Origin of the sequence: Micromonospora sp. WMMD730, assembly GCF_049178955.1 — a bacterium.
In the GTDB taxonomy this organism is placed as follows: Bacteria; Actinomycetota; Actinomycetes; order Mycobacteriales; family Micromonosporaceae; genus Micromonospora; species Micromonospora wenchangensis.
On the sequence record NZ_JBMHML010000002.1, the window covers coordinates 2,622,307 to 2,640,150 of the forward strand.

General features: G+C 72.4%; 16 protein-coding genes. 12 read left to right on the forward strand and 4 right to left on the reverse strand.

The genetic code is table 11. The annotated features are described in order from the left end of the window. Nucleotides 1–39: 39 nt before the first annotated feature. Nucleotides 40–609: a hypothetical protein gene (locus tag ACN265_RS11415; RefSeq protein WP_421407310.1), complete on the reverse strand. Its 570-nt coding sequence runs from the start codon at nucleotides 607–609 to the stop codon at nucleotides 40–42. Between the two features lie 310 nt (nucleotides 610–919). Here ACN265_RS11415 and ACN265_RS11420 point away from each other — a divergent pair, with 310 nt between their 5' ends. Together ACN265_RS11420 and ACN265_RS11425 are read left to right on the forward strand one after the other, a co-directional pair. Beyond that, nucleotides 920–2,644, forward strand: coding sequence for a cellulose binding domain-containing protein (locus ACN265_RS11420; RefSeq protein ID WP_357934318.1), 1,725 nt, complete (start codon nucleotides 920–922; stop codon nucleotides 2,642–2,644). 105 nt (nucleotides 2,645–2,749) lie between these two features. Further along, entirely contained in the window at nucleotides 2,750–3,865 is a 1,116-nt protein-coding gene (locus ACN265_RS11425) for a MerR family transcriptional regulator (protein WP_421407312.1), read from the forward strand. Between the two features lie 96 nt (nucleotides 3,866–3,961). On the opposite strand, the gene ACN265_RS11430 is transcribed toward ACN265_RS11425, so the two are convergent. Continuing rightward, nucleotides 3,962–4,702 (reverse strand): SDR family oxidoreductase, encoded by a 741-nt coding sequence (locus ACN265_RS11430; protein WP_421407314.1) that lies wholly within the window; start codon nucleotides 4,700–4,702, stop codon nucleotides 3,962–3,964. Nucleotides 4,703–4,728: 26 nt separating this feature from the next. Here ACN265_RS11430 and ACN265_RS11435 point away from each other — a divergent pair, with 26 nt between their 5' ends. After that, a complete protein-coding gene (locus ACN265_RS11435; RefSeq protein WP_421407316.1) occupies nucleotides 4,729–5,349 on the forward strand; it encodes a TetR/AcrR family transcriptional regulator in 621 nt (206 codons plus the stop codon). 9 nt (nucleotides 5,350–5,358) lie between these two features. Continuing rightward, the gene (locus tag ACN265_RS11440; RefSeq protein WP_204923108.1) at nucleotides 5,359–5,964 is read left to right on the forward strand and encodes a YdeI/OmpD-associated family protein; all 606 of its coding nucleotides are present in this window, start codon (nucleotides 5,359–5,361) and stop codon (nucleotides 5,962–5,964) included. 19 nt (nucleotides 5,965–5,983) lie between these two features. On the opposite strand, the gene ACN265_RS11445 is transcribed toward ACN265_RS11440, so the two are convergent. Then, nucleotides 5,984–6,541 carry a GNAT family N-acetyltransferase gene (locus ACN265_RS11445; RefSeq protein ID WP_204923107.1) on the reverse strand — a complete coding sequence of 186 codons (558 nt, stop codon included), beginning with the start codon at nucleotides 6,539–6,541 and terminating at the stop codon, nucleotides 5,984–5,986. A gap of 131 nt (nucleotides 6,542–6,672) precedes the next feature. Here ACN265_RS11445 and ACN265_RS11450 point away from each other — a divergent pair, with 131 nt between their 5' ends. Both ACN265_RS11450 and ACN265_RS11455 read left to right on the forward strand, forming a co-directional pair. Next, complete coding sequence (locus ACN265_RS11450) at nucleotides 6,673–6,975, forward strand: GNAT family N-acetyltransferase (RefSeq protein ID WP_204923106.1); 303 nt, start codon at nucleotides 6,673–6,675, stop codon at nucleotides 6,973–6,975. Between the two features lie 143 nt (nucleotides 6,976–7,118). After that, the gene (locus tag ACN265_RS11455; RefSeq protein ID WP_421407319.1) at nucleotides 7,119–11,378 is read left to right on the forward strand and encodes a family 43 glycosylhydrolase; all 4,260 of its coding nucleotides are present in this window, start codon (nucleotides 7,119–7,121) and stop codon (nucleotides 11,376–11,378) included. Nucleotides 11,379–11,510: 132 nt separating this feature from the next. Here the strand turns inward: ACN265_RS11455 and ACN265_RS11460 are convergent, their stop codons facing one another. Beyond that, a complete protein-coding gene (locus ACN265_RS11460; RefSeq protein WP_421407321.1) occupies nucleotides 11,511–12,617 on the reverse strand; it encodes an IS630 family transposase in 1,107 nt (368 codons plus the stop codon). A 204-nt stretch (nucleotides 12,618–12,821) separates the two neighbouring features. Here ACN265_RS11460 and ACN265_RS11465 point away from each other — a divergent pair, with 204 nt between their 5' ends. From ACN265_RS11465 to ACN265_RS11490, 6 genes are all read left to right on the forward strand, one after another. Further along, nucleotides 12,822–13,070, forward strand: a complete 249-nt coding sequence (locus ACN265_RS11465) for an acyl carrier protein (RefSeq protein ID WP_204923103.1) — start codon at nucleotides 12,822–12,824, stop codon at nucleotides 13,068–13,070. Continuing rightward, on the forward strand, nucleotides 13,063–14,625 hold the full coding sequence (locus tag ACN265_RS11470) for a class I adenylate-forming enzyme family protein (protein WP_421407323.1): 1,563 nt from the start codon (nucleotides 13,063–13,065) through the stop codon (nucleotides 14,623–14,625). The genes ACN265_RS11465 and ACN265_RS11470 overlap by 8 nt, the downstream gene beginning before the upstream one ends. 160 nt (nucleotides 14,626–14,785) lie before the next feature. Then, complete coding sequence (locus ACN265_RS11475) at nucleotides 14,786–15,508, forward strand: Phenylacetic acid catabolic protein (RefSeq protein WP_204923101.1); 723 nt, start codon at nucleotides 14,786–14,788, stop codon at nucleotides 15,506–15,508. A 15-nt stretch (nucleotides 15,509–15,523) separates the two neighbouring features. Further along, complete coding sequence (locus ACN265_RS11480) at nucleotides 15,524–16,654, forward strand: 4Fe-4S cluster-binding domain-containing protein (RefSeq protein WP_421407325.1); 1,131 nt, start codon at nucleotides 15,524–15,526, stop codon at nucleotides 16,652–16,654. A gap of 31 nt (nucleotides 16,655–16,685) precedes the next feature. Then, a complete protein-coding gene (locus tag ACN265_RS11485) occupies nucleotides 16,686–16,943 on the forward strand; it encodes an acyl carrier protein (RefSeq protein ID WP_204923099.1) in 258 nt (85 codons plus the stop codon). After that, nucleotides 16,940–17,824, forward strand: coding sequence for an SDR family oxidoreductase (locus ACN265_RS11490; RefSeq protein ID WP_377683007.1), 885 nt, complete (start codon nucleotides 16,940–16,942; stop codon nucleotides 17,822–17,824). Before ACN265_RS11485 ends, ACN265_RS11490 begins: the two co-directional genes overlap by 4 nt. Nucleotides 17,825–17,844: the final 20 nt, after the last annotated feature.

The window sequence follows — 17,844 nt, forward strand, 5'->3', positions numbered from 1 at the left end:
CACCCCATTACCCGGTGGTCGTCCGTCGCCGGGAACGACTCAGTCGTGGAGCGTGACGTCGGGCAGTGGGCGGCCGGTGGCGTCGAACAGCGCGGTTCCGCAGTCACAGTGCTCGTCGGCGAGGCTCCCGGTCGCCGGCAGTTGCCAGACCAGCATCGCCCCGCAGCCCGGGCAGTCGAGGCTGACCAGGGTCTCGGTGGGTGGCGAGGCCCAGTCCCGTACCGGCTGGCCCTGGTGGGTCAGCCCGGTCGGCGGCTGCCCGCCGGTCCGCAGGACCAGCACCGGGTAGCTGTCGGTGCCGTCGTCGTGCACCGCGAGGGTGAAGCCGAGCGGTGCCAGCACGCCGGACAGGTGGTCGAGTTGGCGGATCGGCAGGTCGCCCCGGCCCAGCGTCGGGTCGGCCTCGGCGGCCCGCTGGACGACGTCGGTGTCGACGCCGTCCGGCTGTGCCCCGAAGACCCGGACCCGCCCGGCCACGAACGCCGCCAGGTCGCCGGGCTCCTCCTCGCCGGTCCAGTCCATCACGAACAGCACGCTGTCGACCCCGATGCCCCGGGCCCGCTCGTCGGGGGTGAGGGCCAGGTCCGCCAACTCCGTCACGACGGTCACGCTAGCAACCGTCGGGTGGCCGGCCGTGCGCGCCGGTCGCCCACCGTCGCCGCCCGCGTCGTGGCGGTGTGCGACGACCACCGGACGCGCGGGATCGGTGCGGACCCGGATGCGGCCGGCGTGCTTGACCCCTATGGAAGGGGAAACTAAACTCCGGCCGTTAACGTTCACAATCATTACAGTCGATATGTGCTGTCGAAACGCCGACGGTGACGTCCAGGTCATCCCCGTGGCGGCGCAGCAGATCGGTGCCGACCGGCTCGATGGAACCGGCAGGGCGCGTATCACCACCACCAGGAGGACGAAAGAAATGACGCAGGATCAGAATGGGCCGGCCGCCGGCGAGCGGAAAACACTGAGCCGTCGCGTCGTCCTGACGACGCTGGGCGCGCTGCCCGTCGCGGCGGCCACGGCGGCCCTGGGGGCCACGGAGGCCTCGGCCGCCCCGGCCAGCATCAACCTGTCGGCGTCCCGGCAGACGATCAAGGGCTACGGCGCGATGACCCACGCCGGCTGGATCGGCGACCTGACCGCCGCCCAGCGGGAGACGGCGTTCGGCACCGGTGAGGGCCGGCTCGGCTTCTCCGTGCTGCGCATCCCGGTCGGCGAGAGCCAGGCGGACTGGAGCCGTGACCTGGCCACGGCCAAGCGCGCGGCCGAACTCGGGGTGACCGTCTTCGCCTCGCCGTGGAACCCCCCGGCCAGCATGATCGAGACGTTCACCCGGGGCAGCCAGACCAACGCCAAGCGCCTGCGGGCCAGTTCCTACGCCGCGTACGCGCAGTACCTGAACGACTTCACCGTGTACATGCGCAACAACGGGGTGAACCTCTACGCCATCTCCGTGCAGAACGAGCCCGACTACGCCCACGACTGGACGTGGTGGACCTCCGGCGAGATCGTCAAGTTCCTCAAGGAGAACTCCGGGGTGATCAGCACCCGGGTGATGGCACCGGAATCGTTCCAGTACGTCAAGTCGATGTCGGACCCGATCCTCAACGACGCCACCGCGCTGGCCAACGTCGACATCATCGGGGCCCACCTCTACGGCACCTCGTACTCGAACTTCCCGTACCCGCTGTTCAAGCAGAAGGGGGCGGGCAAGGAACTGTGGATGACCGAGGTCTACTACCCGAACAGCAACGCGAACTCGGGTGACGCCTGGCCGGAGGCGCTCGACGTCGGCGAGCACATCCACCGGTCCATGGTCGACGCCGAGTTCCAGACGTACGTCTGGTGGTACCTGCGGCGCAGCTACGGCCCCATGCGCGAGGACGGTCAGATCAGCAAGCGGGGCGCGATCATGGCCCAGTACGCCCGGTTCGTGCGGCCCGGATACGTCCGCGTCGACGCCACGGCCAACCCGGCGTCGAACGTCTACGTCTCGGCCTACCGGGGCGGCAACACCGTGGTCATCGTCGCGGTCAACAAGAACACCTCGGCGGTGAGCCAGCAGTTCACCCTCTCCGGCGCCACCGCGTCGGGCAGCGTGCAGAACTGGCTGACCGACGGCAGCCGTAACGTCGCCCCGCAGAGCGCGCTGACCATGTCCAACGGCTCGTTGACCGTCAACCTGCCCGCGCGCAGCGTGATGACGTTCGTGACCAGCGTCAACGGCACCACGCCGACCCCCACCCCGACCGTGACGCCCACGGGCACCCCGACGCCGACCCCGACCCCGACGCCCACCCCGACCCCCACCCCCACGGCGGGCGGCAGCGGACCCCGGGTCGTCTACACCATGAACACCTGGGCCTCGGGTTTCACCGCGAACATCGCGATCACCAACACCGGCACCTCGACGATCGACGGATGGACGCTGGCCTTCACCCTCCCGTCGGGGCAGACCATCACCTCGGGCTGGAACGCCACCTTCTCGCCGTCCAGCGGCCAGGTGAGCGCCCGCAACGTCAGCTACAACGGCACGATCGCCCCGGGCGGCACCGTCGAGGTCGGCTTCCAGGCCGACCACACCGGCAACACCGCGGAACCGACCGCCTTCACCCTCAACGGCATCCCCTGCACGGTGGCCTGACCGGTCGACCGGAGCAACCCCGTACGGCCGCCGCGGACACCGCGGCGGCCGTACCCGTTGCGGGTGCTTGCTCCTCACGCGGCGTGAGGGCAGATAGTCGGTGCCGTGGACGAACACCTGACCGTGGGACGGGTGGCGGAACTGGCCGGGGTCACCGTCCGGACGCTGCACCACTACGACGAGATCGGCCTGCTGACGCCGTCCGCGCGGACGGCGGCGGGACACCGCGCGTACTCGCCCGCCGACGTCCGGCGGCTGCGCGAGGTGCTCGGCTACCGGCGACTCGGGTTCGGACTCCGGCAGATCGCGGACCTGGTGGACGATCCGGCGACCGACCCCGTCGCACACCTGTGCCGGCTGCGCGGCCTGCTGACCGACCAGCGCGACCGGGCCGCCGCCCTGGTCGCGGCGATCGACCGGGAGTTGCATGCGCGGGCGCTGGGGATCGCCACCACCCCGGAGGAGCAGCTACGGGTCTTCGGCGGCCGGTTGTACGACACCATCGGCAGCGCCTATCCGGCGACCCGGCGCACCGACCCCCGGATCGCCGCCCGCATCTGGGCGGCGTTGGGCGACGCCCGGACCGTGCTGAACGTCGGGGCCGGCACCGGCTCCTACGAACCCGGCGACCGTGCGGTGACGGCGGTGGAGCCGTCGGCGGTGATGCGGGCGCTGCGTCCGGCCGACGCCGCGCCGTGCGTGGCCGCCGCCGCGGGGGACCTGCCGTTCGCCGACGGCTCCTTCGACGCGGCGATGGCGGTCAGCACCGTCCACCACTGGCCGGACCCGGTCGCCGGGCTGCGGGAGATGCGTCGGGTGGCCCGGCGGGTGGTGGTGTTCACCTACGACGCCGACGGCGCCGGCTGGCGGGAACGGTTCTGGCTGACCCGCGACTACCTGCCGGAGTTCGCCGGCCTGCTGGTCGACTGGCCCCCGCTGGGCGAGCTGACCGCCGCGATCGGTGGGCGCGCCGAGCCGGTGGACGTCCCGTGGGACTGCGCCGACGGCCTGTTCGAGGCGTACTGGCGACGGCCGGAGGCGTACCTGGACGAGCGGGTGCGGCGCGCGGTGTCGGTGTGGACCCGGGTCGGGCCGCAGGCCGAACGACGGGCCGTCGGGATGCTCCGGGAGGACCTGGAGTCGGGCCGGTGGGCGCAGCGCAACGGGGACCTGCTGCGTCGCGACACCGCGGAGCTGGGCCTGCGCCTGCTCGTGGCCTGAACAGCCCGGCCGGGGTCGCCGCGTGGCGCGGCCGACGTGGCAGTGCCGGTAGCTCCGCCGGATGCCCGGGTGGGACCGGCCGGGCCGCCGCCACGGTCAGCCCTGGCGGGTCGGTCGGATGGTGAGGTCGCCGATCTCGACGTCGTCGGGTTGGTCGACGGCGAAGGCGATCGCGCGGGCGACCGCGTCGGGGTCGAGGCCGATGTCGGCCATGGTCCGCTGCGCCTCCGCGCGTACCGCGGGGTCGTCGATGGCCCGGTCGACGAACTCGGTACGGACGTAACCGGGGGAGATCGAGGTCGTCCGCAGCGCTCCGCTCGTGCTCTCCTGCCGCAGGCCCTCCAGCAGGGTGCGCACCGCGTTCTTCGTCCCGGCGTACACCGCCTGGGTGGGAACGATCTTCAGGCCGGAGGTCGAGACGACCGTGACGAGGTGACCGCTGCCCTGGCGGGTGAAGACGGGCAGGGCGGCGGCGATCCCGTGCAGGACGCCCTTGACGTTCACGTCGACCATCGCCGACCAGCCCTCGACGTCCAGCTCGGCGACGGTGCCGAGCCTGCTGATCCCGGCGTTGCCGACCAGGACGTCCAGCCGCCCGAACCGCTGCACGGCGAGGGCGACCAGGGACCGCAGGTCGTCCGGGGCGGTGACGTCCACCCGGGTGGCGACCGCCCTGCCGCCGGAGCCCTCGATCTCGGCGACCAGGCGGTCGAGCCGGTCGGTGCGGCGGGCACCGAGCACGACGGACGCGCCGAGCGCGGCGAGGTGGCGGGCGGTCGCCGCGCCGATGCCGCTGCTGGCGCCGGTGATCGCGACGACCTTTCCGGGGATGGTCATGATTCTCCTCGGGGTAGAGTGGACACATGTCCGGTTACCCCGACGAGCTTAGCGGACACGTGTCCGCTTCTGTCAAGGGCGCGGCGGCGGCCCGCGCCGACGCGCGGCGCAACCGCGAACGCATCCTGCGCGCGGCCCGCGACCTGGTGCACGAGCCGGGCGAGCTGAAACTCAACGCGGTGGCGAAGGCCTGCGGCATCGGGCAGGGCACCCTGTACCGGCACTTCCCCACCCGGGAGGACCTGCTCGTCGAGGTGTACCGGCACGAGGTCGACGACCTGGTCGCCGCGGCCCCGCAGCTGCTGGCCACCCACCCGCCGGTGGCGGCGTTGGCGGCCTGGTTCGACCGGGTGGCCGCCTACGCCCGGGTCAAGCGGGACGTGTTCGCCGCCGTCGAGGCGGCGACCTGGCGTGACCTCGCCGCGCACAGTCTCGGCCCGATCGGCGAAGCGGTGGAACTGCTGCTCGCCGCCGGCCGCTCGGCCGGCAGCATCCGCGCCGACGTCGAGGCCCGGGACGTCATCGTCCTGATCAGCTGGCTCTCCCGACTGGACGACACCGAGCTGGACAGCCGGGGGTCGCGCCTGCTGGCCGTCCTCGTCGACGGCCTCCGCGCCCCCGGCGGGATTGTCACCGGTAGCGGCTAGCCTGCCGTCATGGCGAGCGCGGAACTGGATGAGTTGGTCGTCCCCGACGCGGACGCGCTGCGCGCCTGGCTGTCGGCCCACCACGACACCTCCCCCGGGGTGTGGCTCGCCCTGACCCGCAAGGGCGGCACGGTCACCACCCTGACCTGGCAGCAGGCGGTCGACGAGGGGCTGTGCTTCGGCTGGATCGACGGGCAGGCCCGCAAGCGGGACCAGGAGAGTTCCTGGATCAGGTTCACCCCCCGCCGGGCGCGCAGCATCTGGTCGCAACGCAACGTCGCCCACGTGGCCCGGTTGGAGGAGCAGGGCCGGATGCAGCCCTCGGGCCGGGCCGCCGTGGAGGCCGCCAAAGCGGACGGACGGTGGGCCGCGGCCTACGCCCCGCCGTCGGAGGTCGAGGTGCCCGCCGACCTGCTCGCCGCGGTCGCCGCCGACCCCGCCGCGCAGGCCATGTTCGACGTGCTCACCCGGACCAACCTGTTCGCGCTCGTGCACCGGCTCAACGCGGTGAAACGGGCGCAGACCCGGGAGCGGAAGATCGCCGAGTTCGTCGCCATGCTGGCCCGCCACGAGACGCCCCACCCGCAGCGGGCCCGGCCGCCGCAGGTCCCGTGACCGGTGCCGCCCGACCTGCCTACCGGGGCGTCGGGGGCCGGTCCCCGGCGCACAGGGCGTAGGTGTAGCCGTCCACCCAGCCCCGTTCGGCGTGCCACGAGTCGCCGACGCCGTGCTGCTCGCGGCGCATGCCGACCTTCTCCAGCACCCGCACCGAGGCGAGGTTGTCGGCGAAGCACCCGGCGGTGATCCGGCGGACGCCCAACCGGGTGAACGCGTACGCCACCATCGCGGCGACCGCCTCGGTGGCGTAGCCCCGCCCGCCGTGGGCCGGGTCGAAGATGTAGCCGAGCTGGGCCTCGGTCCGGGTCGGCATGCCCGGCTGCCCCATCCCGTCCAGCACGTCGAGCGAGACCGTGCCGATCACCAGGCCGTCCAGGACGACCGCCCGGCTGTGGTCGTCGGGGTCGTCGGCGGCGCGCCGCCAGGCCGCCCGGAACGCCGCCGGCTCCACCTCGGTCCGCAGCAGCCAGTACGTCACCTCGGGCAGGTTGCGGTACTCGAGGATGCGGTCGACGTCGCCGTCACCCACCGGGCGCAGGGTCAGGCGGGGCGTACGCAGCGTGGTGCCGTCCATGCGGCCGGACTCTAACGCATCGTGGGCCCTGCCCCCGTCGTCGACGGGTCGCCCACCCGTCGGGTGGGGCGCGCCCGCTGAGCTGCGCGCCCGGCCGGGCCGGCGGCCCTCGGGCGTGTTTGGATGGTCCGGTGGATCTGACTGTGACGGACGTGCCGGACCGGGAGCGGTTCGAGGCGCGCGACGAGACCGGGGCGCTGGCCGGGCTGGTCACCTACCAGTTGACCGGTGCCATCATCGCCTACACGCACACCGAGGTCGACCCGGCGTTCGAGGGGCGGGGCGTCGGCTCGACGCTGGCCCGCGCGGTCATGGACGACGCCCGCGCCCGGGGCCGTACGGTGGTGCCGATCTGCCCGTTCCTCGCCGACTGGCTGGGCCGGCACCCGGAGTACGCGGACATCGTGGCCCGCTCCACCCGCCGGATCAAGTAGCCCGGCGGCCCGGGGGCGGCCCCCCGGGTGGTGAGCGGGCGGGTGCGCAGCGCATCGGCGGGCGGCGCATCCTTGACGGCGTCTGATTGTTGCGTTGACAATTCCAGCCTGTTAACGCTCACATGACGCCGAGGAATCCCCCCATGCCCTCAGCAGTTCCCCGGAACCACCACCCCACCCCCCGCCGCACCCGTACGGTCGTCGCCGCCACCGTGCTCACCCTCCTCGCCGCGCTGGCCCCCGCCACCGCGGCCCCGGCCGCCGCCGACGACGTCACCGACGGTCTGCTCCTGCGCTACGACCTCGACCAACGCACCGGCACCACCGTCGTCGACACCTCCGGCCGCGGCAACGACGGCACCCTGGTCGGCGGCGGCACCTGGACCGGCACCGACGGGCTGCTGCTCGACGGCGTCGACGACCACGTCAAACTGCCCGACAACCTGCTGGCCGGCCGCTCCTCGCTCACCGTGGCCCTGGACGTCATGGTCGACCCGGCACAGCAGACCCCGTACTTCCTCTGGGGCCTGGGCAACCCGGCCACCTCCGCCGCCGGCACCGGCTACCTGTTCGCCAGCGGTGACGCCTTCCGCGCCGGCATCACCACCACCAACTGGGCCGGCGAGAAGGTCACCGGCACCGGCGGCAACCTGGCCCGGGGGGTGTGGAAGTCGGTCGTCTACACGCAGACCGGCACCACCGGCACCCTCTACGCCGACGGCGTGCAGGTGGCCCGCAACACCGCCGTCACCGTGCCGCCCGGCGCGGTCGGCAACGGCGTCACCACCGCCAACAACCTGGGCCGGTCGAACTACGCCACCGACCGGTTCCTCAAGGGACGGGTGGCGAACTTCCGGATCTACGACCGCGCCCTCACCGCCGCCGAGGTCGCGGTGGTCGCGCAACCCGGTGAGTCCGACCAGACCCGGGCCGAGGCGGCCGCCGCCGCCCTGACCCTGGTGCACGCCGAGGACGTCCGTGGCAACCTGACCATGCCCGCCACCGGCCGGTACGACGCGACGGTGCGCTGGCGCTCGGCCCGACCTGAGGTGGTCGCCGCCGACGGTGTGGTGCGTCGTCCCGCGCACGGCGCGGGCGACACGACGGTGCCGGTGACCGCCACGGTCACCGTCGGCGCCGCCACCGTCGAGCGGACCATCACGCTGACCGTCCGTGAGCTGCCGGCCCCCGCGCCGTACGCCGGCTACGCGTTCAGCTACTTCACCGGCAACTCGATCGCCGGGGAGAAGATCTACTTCGCCGCCAGCCGGGGCAACAACGCCCTGCAGTGGACGGAGGTCAACGGCGGCCAGCCGAAACTGGAGTCGACCCACGGCACGTTGGGCCTGCGCGACCCGTTCCTGATCCGCAGCCCGGAGGGGGACCGGTTCTTCCTGATCGCCACCGACCTGTCGATCGGCCGCAACGGCGACTGGGACGCCGCCCAGCGCCGGGGCAGCCGCTACCTGGAGGTGTGGGAGTCCACCGACCTGGTCAACTGGTCGGCGCAGCGCCATGTCGAGGTCTCCCCACCCACCGCCGGCAACACCTGGGCGCCGGAGGCGTACTGGGACGCCGAACGCGGTGAGTACCTGGTCTTCTGGGCCTCGAAGCTGTTCGCCGAGAACGACCCGGACCACACCGGCAACACGTACAACCGGATGCTGGCCGCCACCACCCGCGACTTCGTCACGTTCAGCCCGGCGACGATCTGGCAGGACCGGGGCGAGTCGCGGATCGACTCCACGATGATCCGCGAGGGCGACACCTACTACCGGTTCACCAAGGACGAGGGCGGCGGCGGCACCGGCTGCTCCGACATCATCCAGGAGAGGTCCCCCTCGCTGACCGCCGTCGACCTGCCCGGCCGACCGTCGTGGACGATGCTCGACTCGTGCATCGGCCGCGACGCCGGCACCTCCGCCGTGGAGGGACCCACCGTCTTCAAGGCCAACCCCGGCGACACCTCCGGCTCGCGGTACTACCTGTTCGTCGACGAGTACGGCGGCCGGGGCTACATCCCGCTGGGCACCGACGACCTGGCCAGGCCGAACTGGAAGGTGCCGACGTCCTACCGGCTGCCGGCCAGCCCACGGCACGGCACGGTCATCCCGGTCACCCGCGCCGAACTCGACGCGCTGACCGACGCGCCGCCCCCGGTGGACGCTAACGCCGACGGGGTGGTGGCCCACTACCGGCTCGACCAGGCAGCCGGCGGCACGGTCACCGACGACTCCGGCAACGGCCACCACGCCACCCTGGCCGGCGACGCCCGCTGGGATGCCGGCAGCCTGACCCTCGGCGGCACCAACGGCCACGTCGACCTGCCCGACAACATCATGTCCGGGCTGGACGAGATCACCGTGTCGATGGACGTGAACATCGCCGCCGACCAGGCCACCCCGTACTTCCTCTGGGGGCTCGGCAACACCGACTCCGCAGGCGTCGGCAACGGCTACCTGTTCACCACCGGCAACGACTACCGGACCTCGATCAGCCTGGGCAACTGGACCGGCGAGCAGACCGTCACCGGCGGCCGGGCGTTGCCCCGGGGGGTGTGGAAGACCCTGACGTACACCCTGAACCGGGCCGGCACCGCCCGGATCTACCTGGACGGGGTGCGGGTGGCCGAGAAGACCGGGCTGACCGTCGCACCCGGTGACATCGGCGGCGGCCGGACCACCGCCAACTACCTGGGCCGCTCCCAGTACGCCAGCGACCGCTACCTCAAGGGCCGCATCCGCGACTTCTCCCTCTACAACCGGGCGCTCAGCGACGCCGAGGTGGCCGCGTTGGGCAGCAACGGCACCAGCGTCGTCGCCGTCGAACTCGACAGCCTCAGGGTCCCGGCCATCGTGGACGCCGGCAGCGGCACGATCACCCTGCCGGTCCGGCCGGGCACCGACCTGACCAGGCTCGCCCCGCGCTACCTGGTCGCGCCCACCTCGACGGTCAGGCCCGCCGGGCCGCGCAACTACACCCGACCGGTGACGGTCACCGTCACCAGCGCCGCCGGGGCCAGCCGGGCCTGGACGGTGCGGGCGGTGCCGATGAACACCCCGGTGCTGCCCGGGTACAACGCCGACCCGAACATCGTCCGGTTCGGCGACACGTACTACATCTACGGCACCACCGACGGCTTCCCCGGCTGGGGCAGCTCGACGTTCACCGTGTGGTCCAGCCGCAACCTGGTCGACTGGACCGCCCACGACACCATCCTCGACCTCGGGCCGGACGTCAGCTGGGCGGACACCAACGCCTGGGCGCCGGCCGCCATCGAGAGGAACGGGAAGTACTACCTGTACTTCTCGGCGCAGCAGAACATCGGCGTCGCGGTGGCCGACTCGCCGCTCGGGCCGTTCGTCGACCCGCTCGGCCGGCCCCTGGTGAGCAAGGCCGACTACGGCAACGCGCAGCAGATCGACCCGGCGGTGTTCACCGACGACGACGGGAAGAGCTACCTGTACTGGGGCAACGGCACCCCGTACGTGGTCCCGCTGAACGACGACATGATCTCCTATGACGTCACCCGGCGGGTCCGGCTGACCGGGCTCACCGGTTTCCGCGAGGGCCTGTTCATGCACAAGCGCAACGGCGTGTACTACCTGTCCTGGTCGATCGACGACACCGGCAGCGAGAACTACCGGGTCGGCTACGGGACGGGCAGCAGCCCGCTCGGGCCGTTCACCAGCAAGGGGGAGATCCTCACCAAGGACCCGGCCCAGGGCATCCTGGGCACCGGGCACCACTCGATCGTCCAGGTGCCCGGCACCGACGACTGGTACGTGGCGTACCACCGGTTCGCCATCCCGGGCGGCGACGGCACCCACCGGGAGACCACCATCGACCGGCTGTACTTCGCCGACGACGGCACCATCGAACCGGTGGTGCCCACCCTGACCGGGGTGGAGCCGCTGCGCTACCGGGGCGGGCAGCCCCGGCTGCGGATCACCGACCCCGGCGCCGACGGCTGGTACGGCGCGAACGCCGCGCTCACCCTGGCCCACGGCGAGCTGATCAGGCTGGTGGAGTACCAGATCGACGGGGGCGGCTGGTTCCCGTACCGGGAGCCGGTGGCCCTGCCCGCCGGCCGGCACACGATCGAGTACCGGGCGCAGGGGGTCAACCTGCTCTGGAGCACACCCTGGGCGACGTCGGTGCAGGTGGACGGGGTCGCCCCGACCGCCGAGGCGACGCTGGTCGACCGGGCGCTGGTCGTCACCGGCCGGGACGCCGACTCCGGGGTGGCCCGGGTCGAGTACCGCCTCGACGGTGGCCAGTGGACCACCTGGACCGGGCCGGTGCCGCTGGGCGACCGGGCGCACGGGGTCCGCTACCGCGCGGTCGACGTGGCCGGCAACGTCGGCGAGGTGGCCGTGCTGCGGGTGCCGGCGGTCCGGTAGCCGCCGGCCGGACGCGCCGCCCGACGCACGGTCGGGCGGCGCGTCCGCGTCCCGGGGTTCCCGGCCGGGGCGCGATGCGACTCCGTCATCTCACATGCCGGTAGTCGGGGTGGGCGGGCGACCGACTGCCTGTCAGTCGACCGATGTCGATGCGCCCGAAGTCCGTTCATGATGTCGGGCCCGCGCCCGGCGGATCTCCTCCGCGCCGGCCACCCAGCGCGCCGCCGTCTGACCGGTGGCCTGCCCGGCACCGGGTCCGGGGCTGTCGGCGCTGCGGGCGACCGGCCCTGCGGCGTGGCCCGGTGGCGGCCCGGCGGCCACCGCAGCACGGTCGGCGAGCAGGCGCGACCAGCGGTGGACCTGCCCGGCCCAGGCGTCACCCGCCGGCAGCAGGTGCAGGCGGAAGCGGGGGTGTCGGGTCAACCAGCCCCGGACCACCGGGGCGTCGTGCAGCGCCGGATCGTCGGCGACCAGGTGCACCTCCAGGTCGGCGGGCACCGCCCGGTCCACCGCCACCAGGAACCGCCGGTACGCCCCGGCACGCCGGTGCCGGTCCGGGGTGGCCTCGCCGGCGGCCACGAGCTGCTCCGGCCGGCGCGGGGCGATCACCGGCCGGTGCGCCGGCGGTGGTCCGTCGGCCGGTGCCCGGTCCGGGGCCGACGCCGGGCCGGCCGGGTCGCCGCTCGCCGGTCGCTCGTCGCGGGGTGCGGCGCACAGCGCCAGGGTCTGGCCCGGCGGCTGGCGGTAGAGCCCGACCAGGGCCACCACCGTGGCGACGAACCCCGGGTCGGTGGCCAGGGTGAGGCCGTCCTGGAGGTGGGGACGCAGGTCGAACCGACGCCAGATCCGGCCGACCGTGGACGCCGACAGACCGCTGTGGACGGCCATCGACGCCCGGGACCACCGTCGTGCCGGGGCCGGCGTGGCGTCGAGGGTGGCCGCCACCACCCCGTCCACCTGCTCGGGCCGGACCGAGCGGGGCCGGCCGGCACGCGGGTCGTCGGCGAGCCCCGGCAGCCGCGCGGCGGCGAACCGGGAACGCCATTTCCCGACCGTCGCCGGTGAAACGTTCAACCGGGTCGCGACCTCGATATTCGTGGCCCCCTCGGCGCAGGCCAAAACGATTCGGCAGCGAATGGCGAACGACTGCGTCGAGTGGGCCGCGCGGGCCCCCTTCGTGAGCTGTTCCCGTTCCTCGTCGGTGAGCACCAGCCTGGCCTTCGGCCGCCCCTTCCCCATGCCACGATCCTATCCGGATATGACATGGACTAATGGCGCATCGCGATCGTGGGAGCGGTCACGGTCGATTGCTCGGACGGTTGCCCTGGACGGTTCACGACGGGACTGAGTATGGTCCCGACGAGTCCCGGACTTGGGGGAAGGGGCCGCTACCGCAACGTTGCCGTGGCCCGTGTGGTGATCTGACATGGGGGGACCGCTTCAGTGACCACGACCGATCTGCACGAGAACATGACGTCGATCTGCGCCGAAGTCCTCCACCGACCCACCGTCGGTCCCGACGACGACCTCGTCGAACTCGGCATGGACTCGGTGGGCGCGGTGGAGATCGTGACCCGGGTCGAGGCGGCGTACGGCGTGGACGTGGTCGACGTCATCTTCGACACTCCCACGGTCAACCGGCTCTGCGCGGTCGTGGAATCCGCCGCCGTCCGCGACGAGTCGCATGCCTAGTCCGCTGGCCGAGCCGAACCTCGCCGACACGGCGAACCTGCTGGATCTCGTCACCCAGGCCGCGGCGGCCTACGGGGACGACCCGTACCTGCTCCCGGCGGAACCCGGTGGCCGCCAGATCAGCTTCACCGACGTGCTGACCTTCACCCGGGGCTGCGCGGCGCTGCTCGACGAGCACCGGGTGCCGCCGGGCGGCCGGGTGGCCGTGGTCCTGCACAACTCGTCGCTGGCCGCGCTGCTGTTCCTCGGCGTCATCGCCGCCGGGCGGATGCTGGTGCCGCTGAACCCGAAGTCCGGCCCGGCCGAGTTGGACACCCTGCTCGCCCACGCCGACGTCGCGCTGGTGCTCGGCCCGTCGTCGACCGCCGCGAAGGCGTCGCCGGGCCGGCGCTGGCTGACCGTGGACGACGCGGAGGGGTTCCTCACCGCGGTCCTCGACCGGGGCGTCGCCCACCGGGGGAAGCTGGTCGCGCCCCCGGACGGCGGGGCGGCCGACGCCGAGATCGTCTACACCTCGGGGTCGACCGGCGCGGCCAAGGGCGTCGTGCTGTCCCACCGGGCCCTGCTGGCCAATTCGCTGGCGATGGTGCGGTGGGCCGACGCGGGCCGCGACGACGTCTTCCTCAACGTCATCCCGATGCTGCACGTCGGCGGGCAGGGCCTGCCCACGCTGACCCCGCTGTGGTCCGGGGGGCGGACGGTCTGTGTCCGCTCGGAGGTGGCGCTGGCCCGGTTCTGGAACTACGTGGACCGGCACCGCCCGACCTGGACCCTGGTGGTCAACGCCTACCTCGCGCACCTGGTCGAGCGGCCGCAGCGACCGGCCGACAGCCGGCTCAAGGGGGTCCTCGCCGGCGGCTCGGCGCTCAGCCCCGACCTGATCCACCGGTTCGAGAGCACCTTCGGCATCCCGGTGTTCCAGGTGTACGGGATGACCGAGATGACCTCGCTGACCGTGGTGGAGCCCCGCGACCGCCAGCCGGGGGACCGGCGCACCACCGGCCTGCCGGTGCCGTTCGCCCGGGTCCGGGTCGTCGACGCAGACGGGCGGGACGTCGCGCCGGGGGAGAGCGGGGAGGTCCTGCTGAGCGGCCCGAGCATCTTCACCCGGTACGAGGCCGCGCCGGAACTCACCGCCGGGCGGCTGGTCGACGGCTGGGTGCGCAGCGGCGACCTCGGCCACCTCGACGAGCGTGGCGAGCTGACCATCGTGGACCGGATGGACAGCATGGTCATCGTCAGCGGCGAGAACGTCTACCCGGCCGAGATCGAGAACGTCGTGCCGCAGCTCGACGGGATCGCCGACGCGGTGGTCGCCGCGCTGCCGCACCCGGTGACCGGGGTGGAACTGGTGCTGGTCTACACCCTGCTGCCCGGCGCGGTCGCCCGGGAGGACGACTGGCGCGCGCTGTTGCTCAAGCAGCTCAGCGCGTTCAAGGTGCCGCGCCGGTTCGTCCCGCTGGCGCAGTTCGGGGTCGACAGTTTTCCGCGTACCCCGCTCGGCAAGATCCAGCGGTCGGACGTGCGGCGGTTGGCGGTCACGAACCTGACCTGAGTCACCGTCGGTGTCGGACGAGGAGGAACGGGGGGTCTGCCAGGAGATCGGTTCACCGGGGGCACCTGCGGGTCCGTCGTCGTACCGCGCCAGTGTCGGTGTCCCTTTTTCCATAATTCGCGGGCGTGAATGCCAACAGGAGGCGAGCTGCGTTATGCCGGTGGAGATCTTTGACGACGAAGAAGTGGTGGTACGTACCCCCGACGAGCTGAAGCGCATGCCCCGGGCTTACCAGAAGGCGCTGATCAGCCAGATCATGATCAACACGGAGGGTGAACTCTCCGGCGGAGACGACTACACCATGATGTTCCTGCCGCTGGCGCCCAACGCCGAGGAGCGTCAGGTGTGCGCGGAACGGGCCGCCGAGGAGTACGACCACTACAAGATCGGTAAGCGGGTGCTGGCCGAGATCGGCATCGACACCTCGCACATGGAATCCCAGTCCATCGAGGAGCGTCGGCTCTTCGCCGACAAGCGACTGCACCAGTGCACCACCTGGGCCGAGCGGGGGATCTACTCGTACATCGGCGAGGAGAGCGCCCTGATCATGATCAAGGAGTTCGCCCAGGGCAGCTACAAGCCGTGGGCGGACGCGGTCCGGACGATCATCCTGGACGAGAAGATCCACATCGCCCACGGCGCCCGGGTCTGCCGCAATCTCGCCGCCACCGACGAGGGCCGCGAGCAGTTGCAGGCCGCGCTCGACCGGCTCTGGCCGGTCTTCCGCGACCTGTTCGGCACCCCGGAGTCCGAACGGTCCAAGCGGGCGGTCCGCTACGGCCTGCGACGCACCACCAACGGTGAGGCGTTGCAGCAGTGGGAGAACACCGTCATCCCCCGGATCCACGCGCTGGGGCTCGTCGTCCCCGCCGTGGCCACCTGAGAGGACGCCCCGCCCATGCCCACCCCCATCGCGATCAATCCCCGTCCGCTGTCCCGGCGGGAGGCCAAGGTCCGCCTGGCGTCCCTGCTGGCCGACCGACCCGACCTGGCCGCGCGGTTGCAGGTCGTCCGGGACATGGGCCGCCGGGTCAGCGCGACCGAGGTGCACCTCACCACCACCTGCAACATCCGGTGCAAGGGGTGCTGGTACTTCGAGGGCGGCTTCGACGCGGCCGTCCCGGAGACCTCCGACCCGGCGTTGATCTCCCGGTTCGTGGACTCGCTGGTGGCCAAGGGTGTCACCCAGGCGACCCTGATCGGCGGCGAGCCGACGCTGGTCCTGCCCCGGGTCGTGCCGTTCGTCGAGCGGCTGCCGTACGTGACCATCTCCACCAACGGCATCCGGCCGCTGCCGATGAGCGGCTTCGAGCAGGTCGCGGTCGCCATCAGCCTGTTCGGCGGCGGCCCGCTGGACGACGCGCTGCGCGGCTACCGGGTCAACGGCTCGTCGTTCTCCGGCCTCTTCGAGACCGCCCTCGGGCACTACCGAAACGACCCCCGGGTGATCTTCGTGTACGCCCTGTCCGAGGAGGGCCTGCAGTACGTCGAACCGACCGTGCGGGCCATCCAGGACAACGGCAACCAGGTCACCTTCAACTTCTACTCCGCCCACGGCAGCGACCACGCCCTGCGGATCGAGAACGAGCAGCGCACCCTCGCCGAGGCGCTGCGGGTCAAGCAGGCGTACCCGGAGACGGTGGTCTGCCACCCGTACTTCATCGAGTCGCTGATCACCGGCCGCACCCACTGGGACGGCCAGTTCGGCTACGACGTCTGCCCCAGCATCAGCGTGGACCACCCGGACCACGCCGAACGGATCCGCAACGGCAACCCGGTCCTGGACGGCTTCGCCGTCTACGGCGCCGACTACCAGACCCTCCAGTTCTGCTGCACCTCCGGCAACTGCGCGGACTGCCGGGACAGCCAGGGCGTCTACAGCTGGCTGCTGGTCAGCATGAACCGGTTCCTCGACGACACCGGCCGGCTGGAGACCTGGCTGGAGCTGGCCGAGAGCTACTGGCGTCAGTGGTACTGGGCGCAGCGGCACCACACCAACTTCGCCCGCCGCGCCCCGTTGACGGCCTGACCGATTCCCCTGCGAGACAAGGAGCACCCGGATGTCTTCTCCATCGACCGAGATCACCGCCCCCGCCGTCGAGGAGCGCCTGCGCGCCGAACTGATCGACCTCGGCGTCGAGGACGACGCGATCAGCGCCGACGCCAAGTTCGACGCGCTGGACATCGACTCGCTCGACGTCGCCGACCTGATGGCCATGGTCGTCAAGGAGTACGGGGTGGAGATCCCGCGCAGCGAACTCGCGGACGTCACCATCGGTCAACTCGTCGAGCGGATCGTGGCGGGCGCGTCGAGTTGAGCTCGTCGCTGAGCCTGGACAAGCGCACCTACCTGGTCACCGGGGTCCTCAACAACGAGTCCATCGCCTGGCACGTCGCGGCGGCCCTGCAACGCGAGGGCTGCGAGGTCATCCTGACCTCGTACGGGCGGGTCGGCCGGATCACCCGCCGGGTGGCCGACCTGCTGCCGTCCCGCCCCGAGGTGCTCGAACTGGACGTGATGTCCGACGCGAGCGTCGACGCGCTGGCCGAGGCGATCGGCAGCCGCTGGGGGCAGCTCGACGGGGTGCTGCACAGCATCGCCGCCGCCCCGCCGGACGCGTTGGGGGCCGGGTTCGCCACCGCCGGGGCCGACGGGGTGCTCGACGGGTTCCGCGCGTCGGCGTACTCGTTGCAGCAGCTCACCTCCGCGCTGTCGCCGCTGCTGAGCCGGGCCCCCGGCGGCGGCGCGGTGGTCGGGCTGACCGTCGACTCGACCCGGGCGCTGCCCGGATACGGGTGGATGGGAGTCTACAAGTCGGCGCTGGAGGCGGTCTGCCGCTACCTGGCGCTGCACCTCGGCCCGGCCGGGATCAGGGTCAACCTGGTCGCCGCCGGGCCGGTCGAGACCGTGTCGGCGCGCGGGGTGCGCACCTTCTCCGCCCTGGCCGACCAGTACGAGCGGTGGGCACCGCTGGGCTGGGACCGGGCCGACCCGGCCCGGGTGGTCGGGGCGGTGCTGTTCCTGCTGTCGGACCTGTCCCGGTACACCACCGGGCAGGTGGTGCACGCCGACGGCGGCATGCACGCCGTCTTCGGCGGCGTCCCGGCCCCCGGCCCCGCTGCCGCCCCGGGCCCCGCTGCGGGACCGGAGTCGGGCCCAGCTCCGGCGACACCGTCGCCACCAGACACCGCCGGCTGACACACACTGCGGGGAGGGAC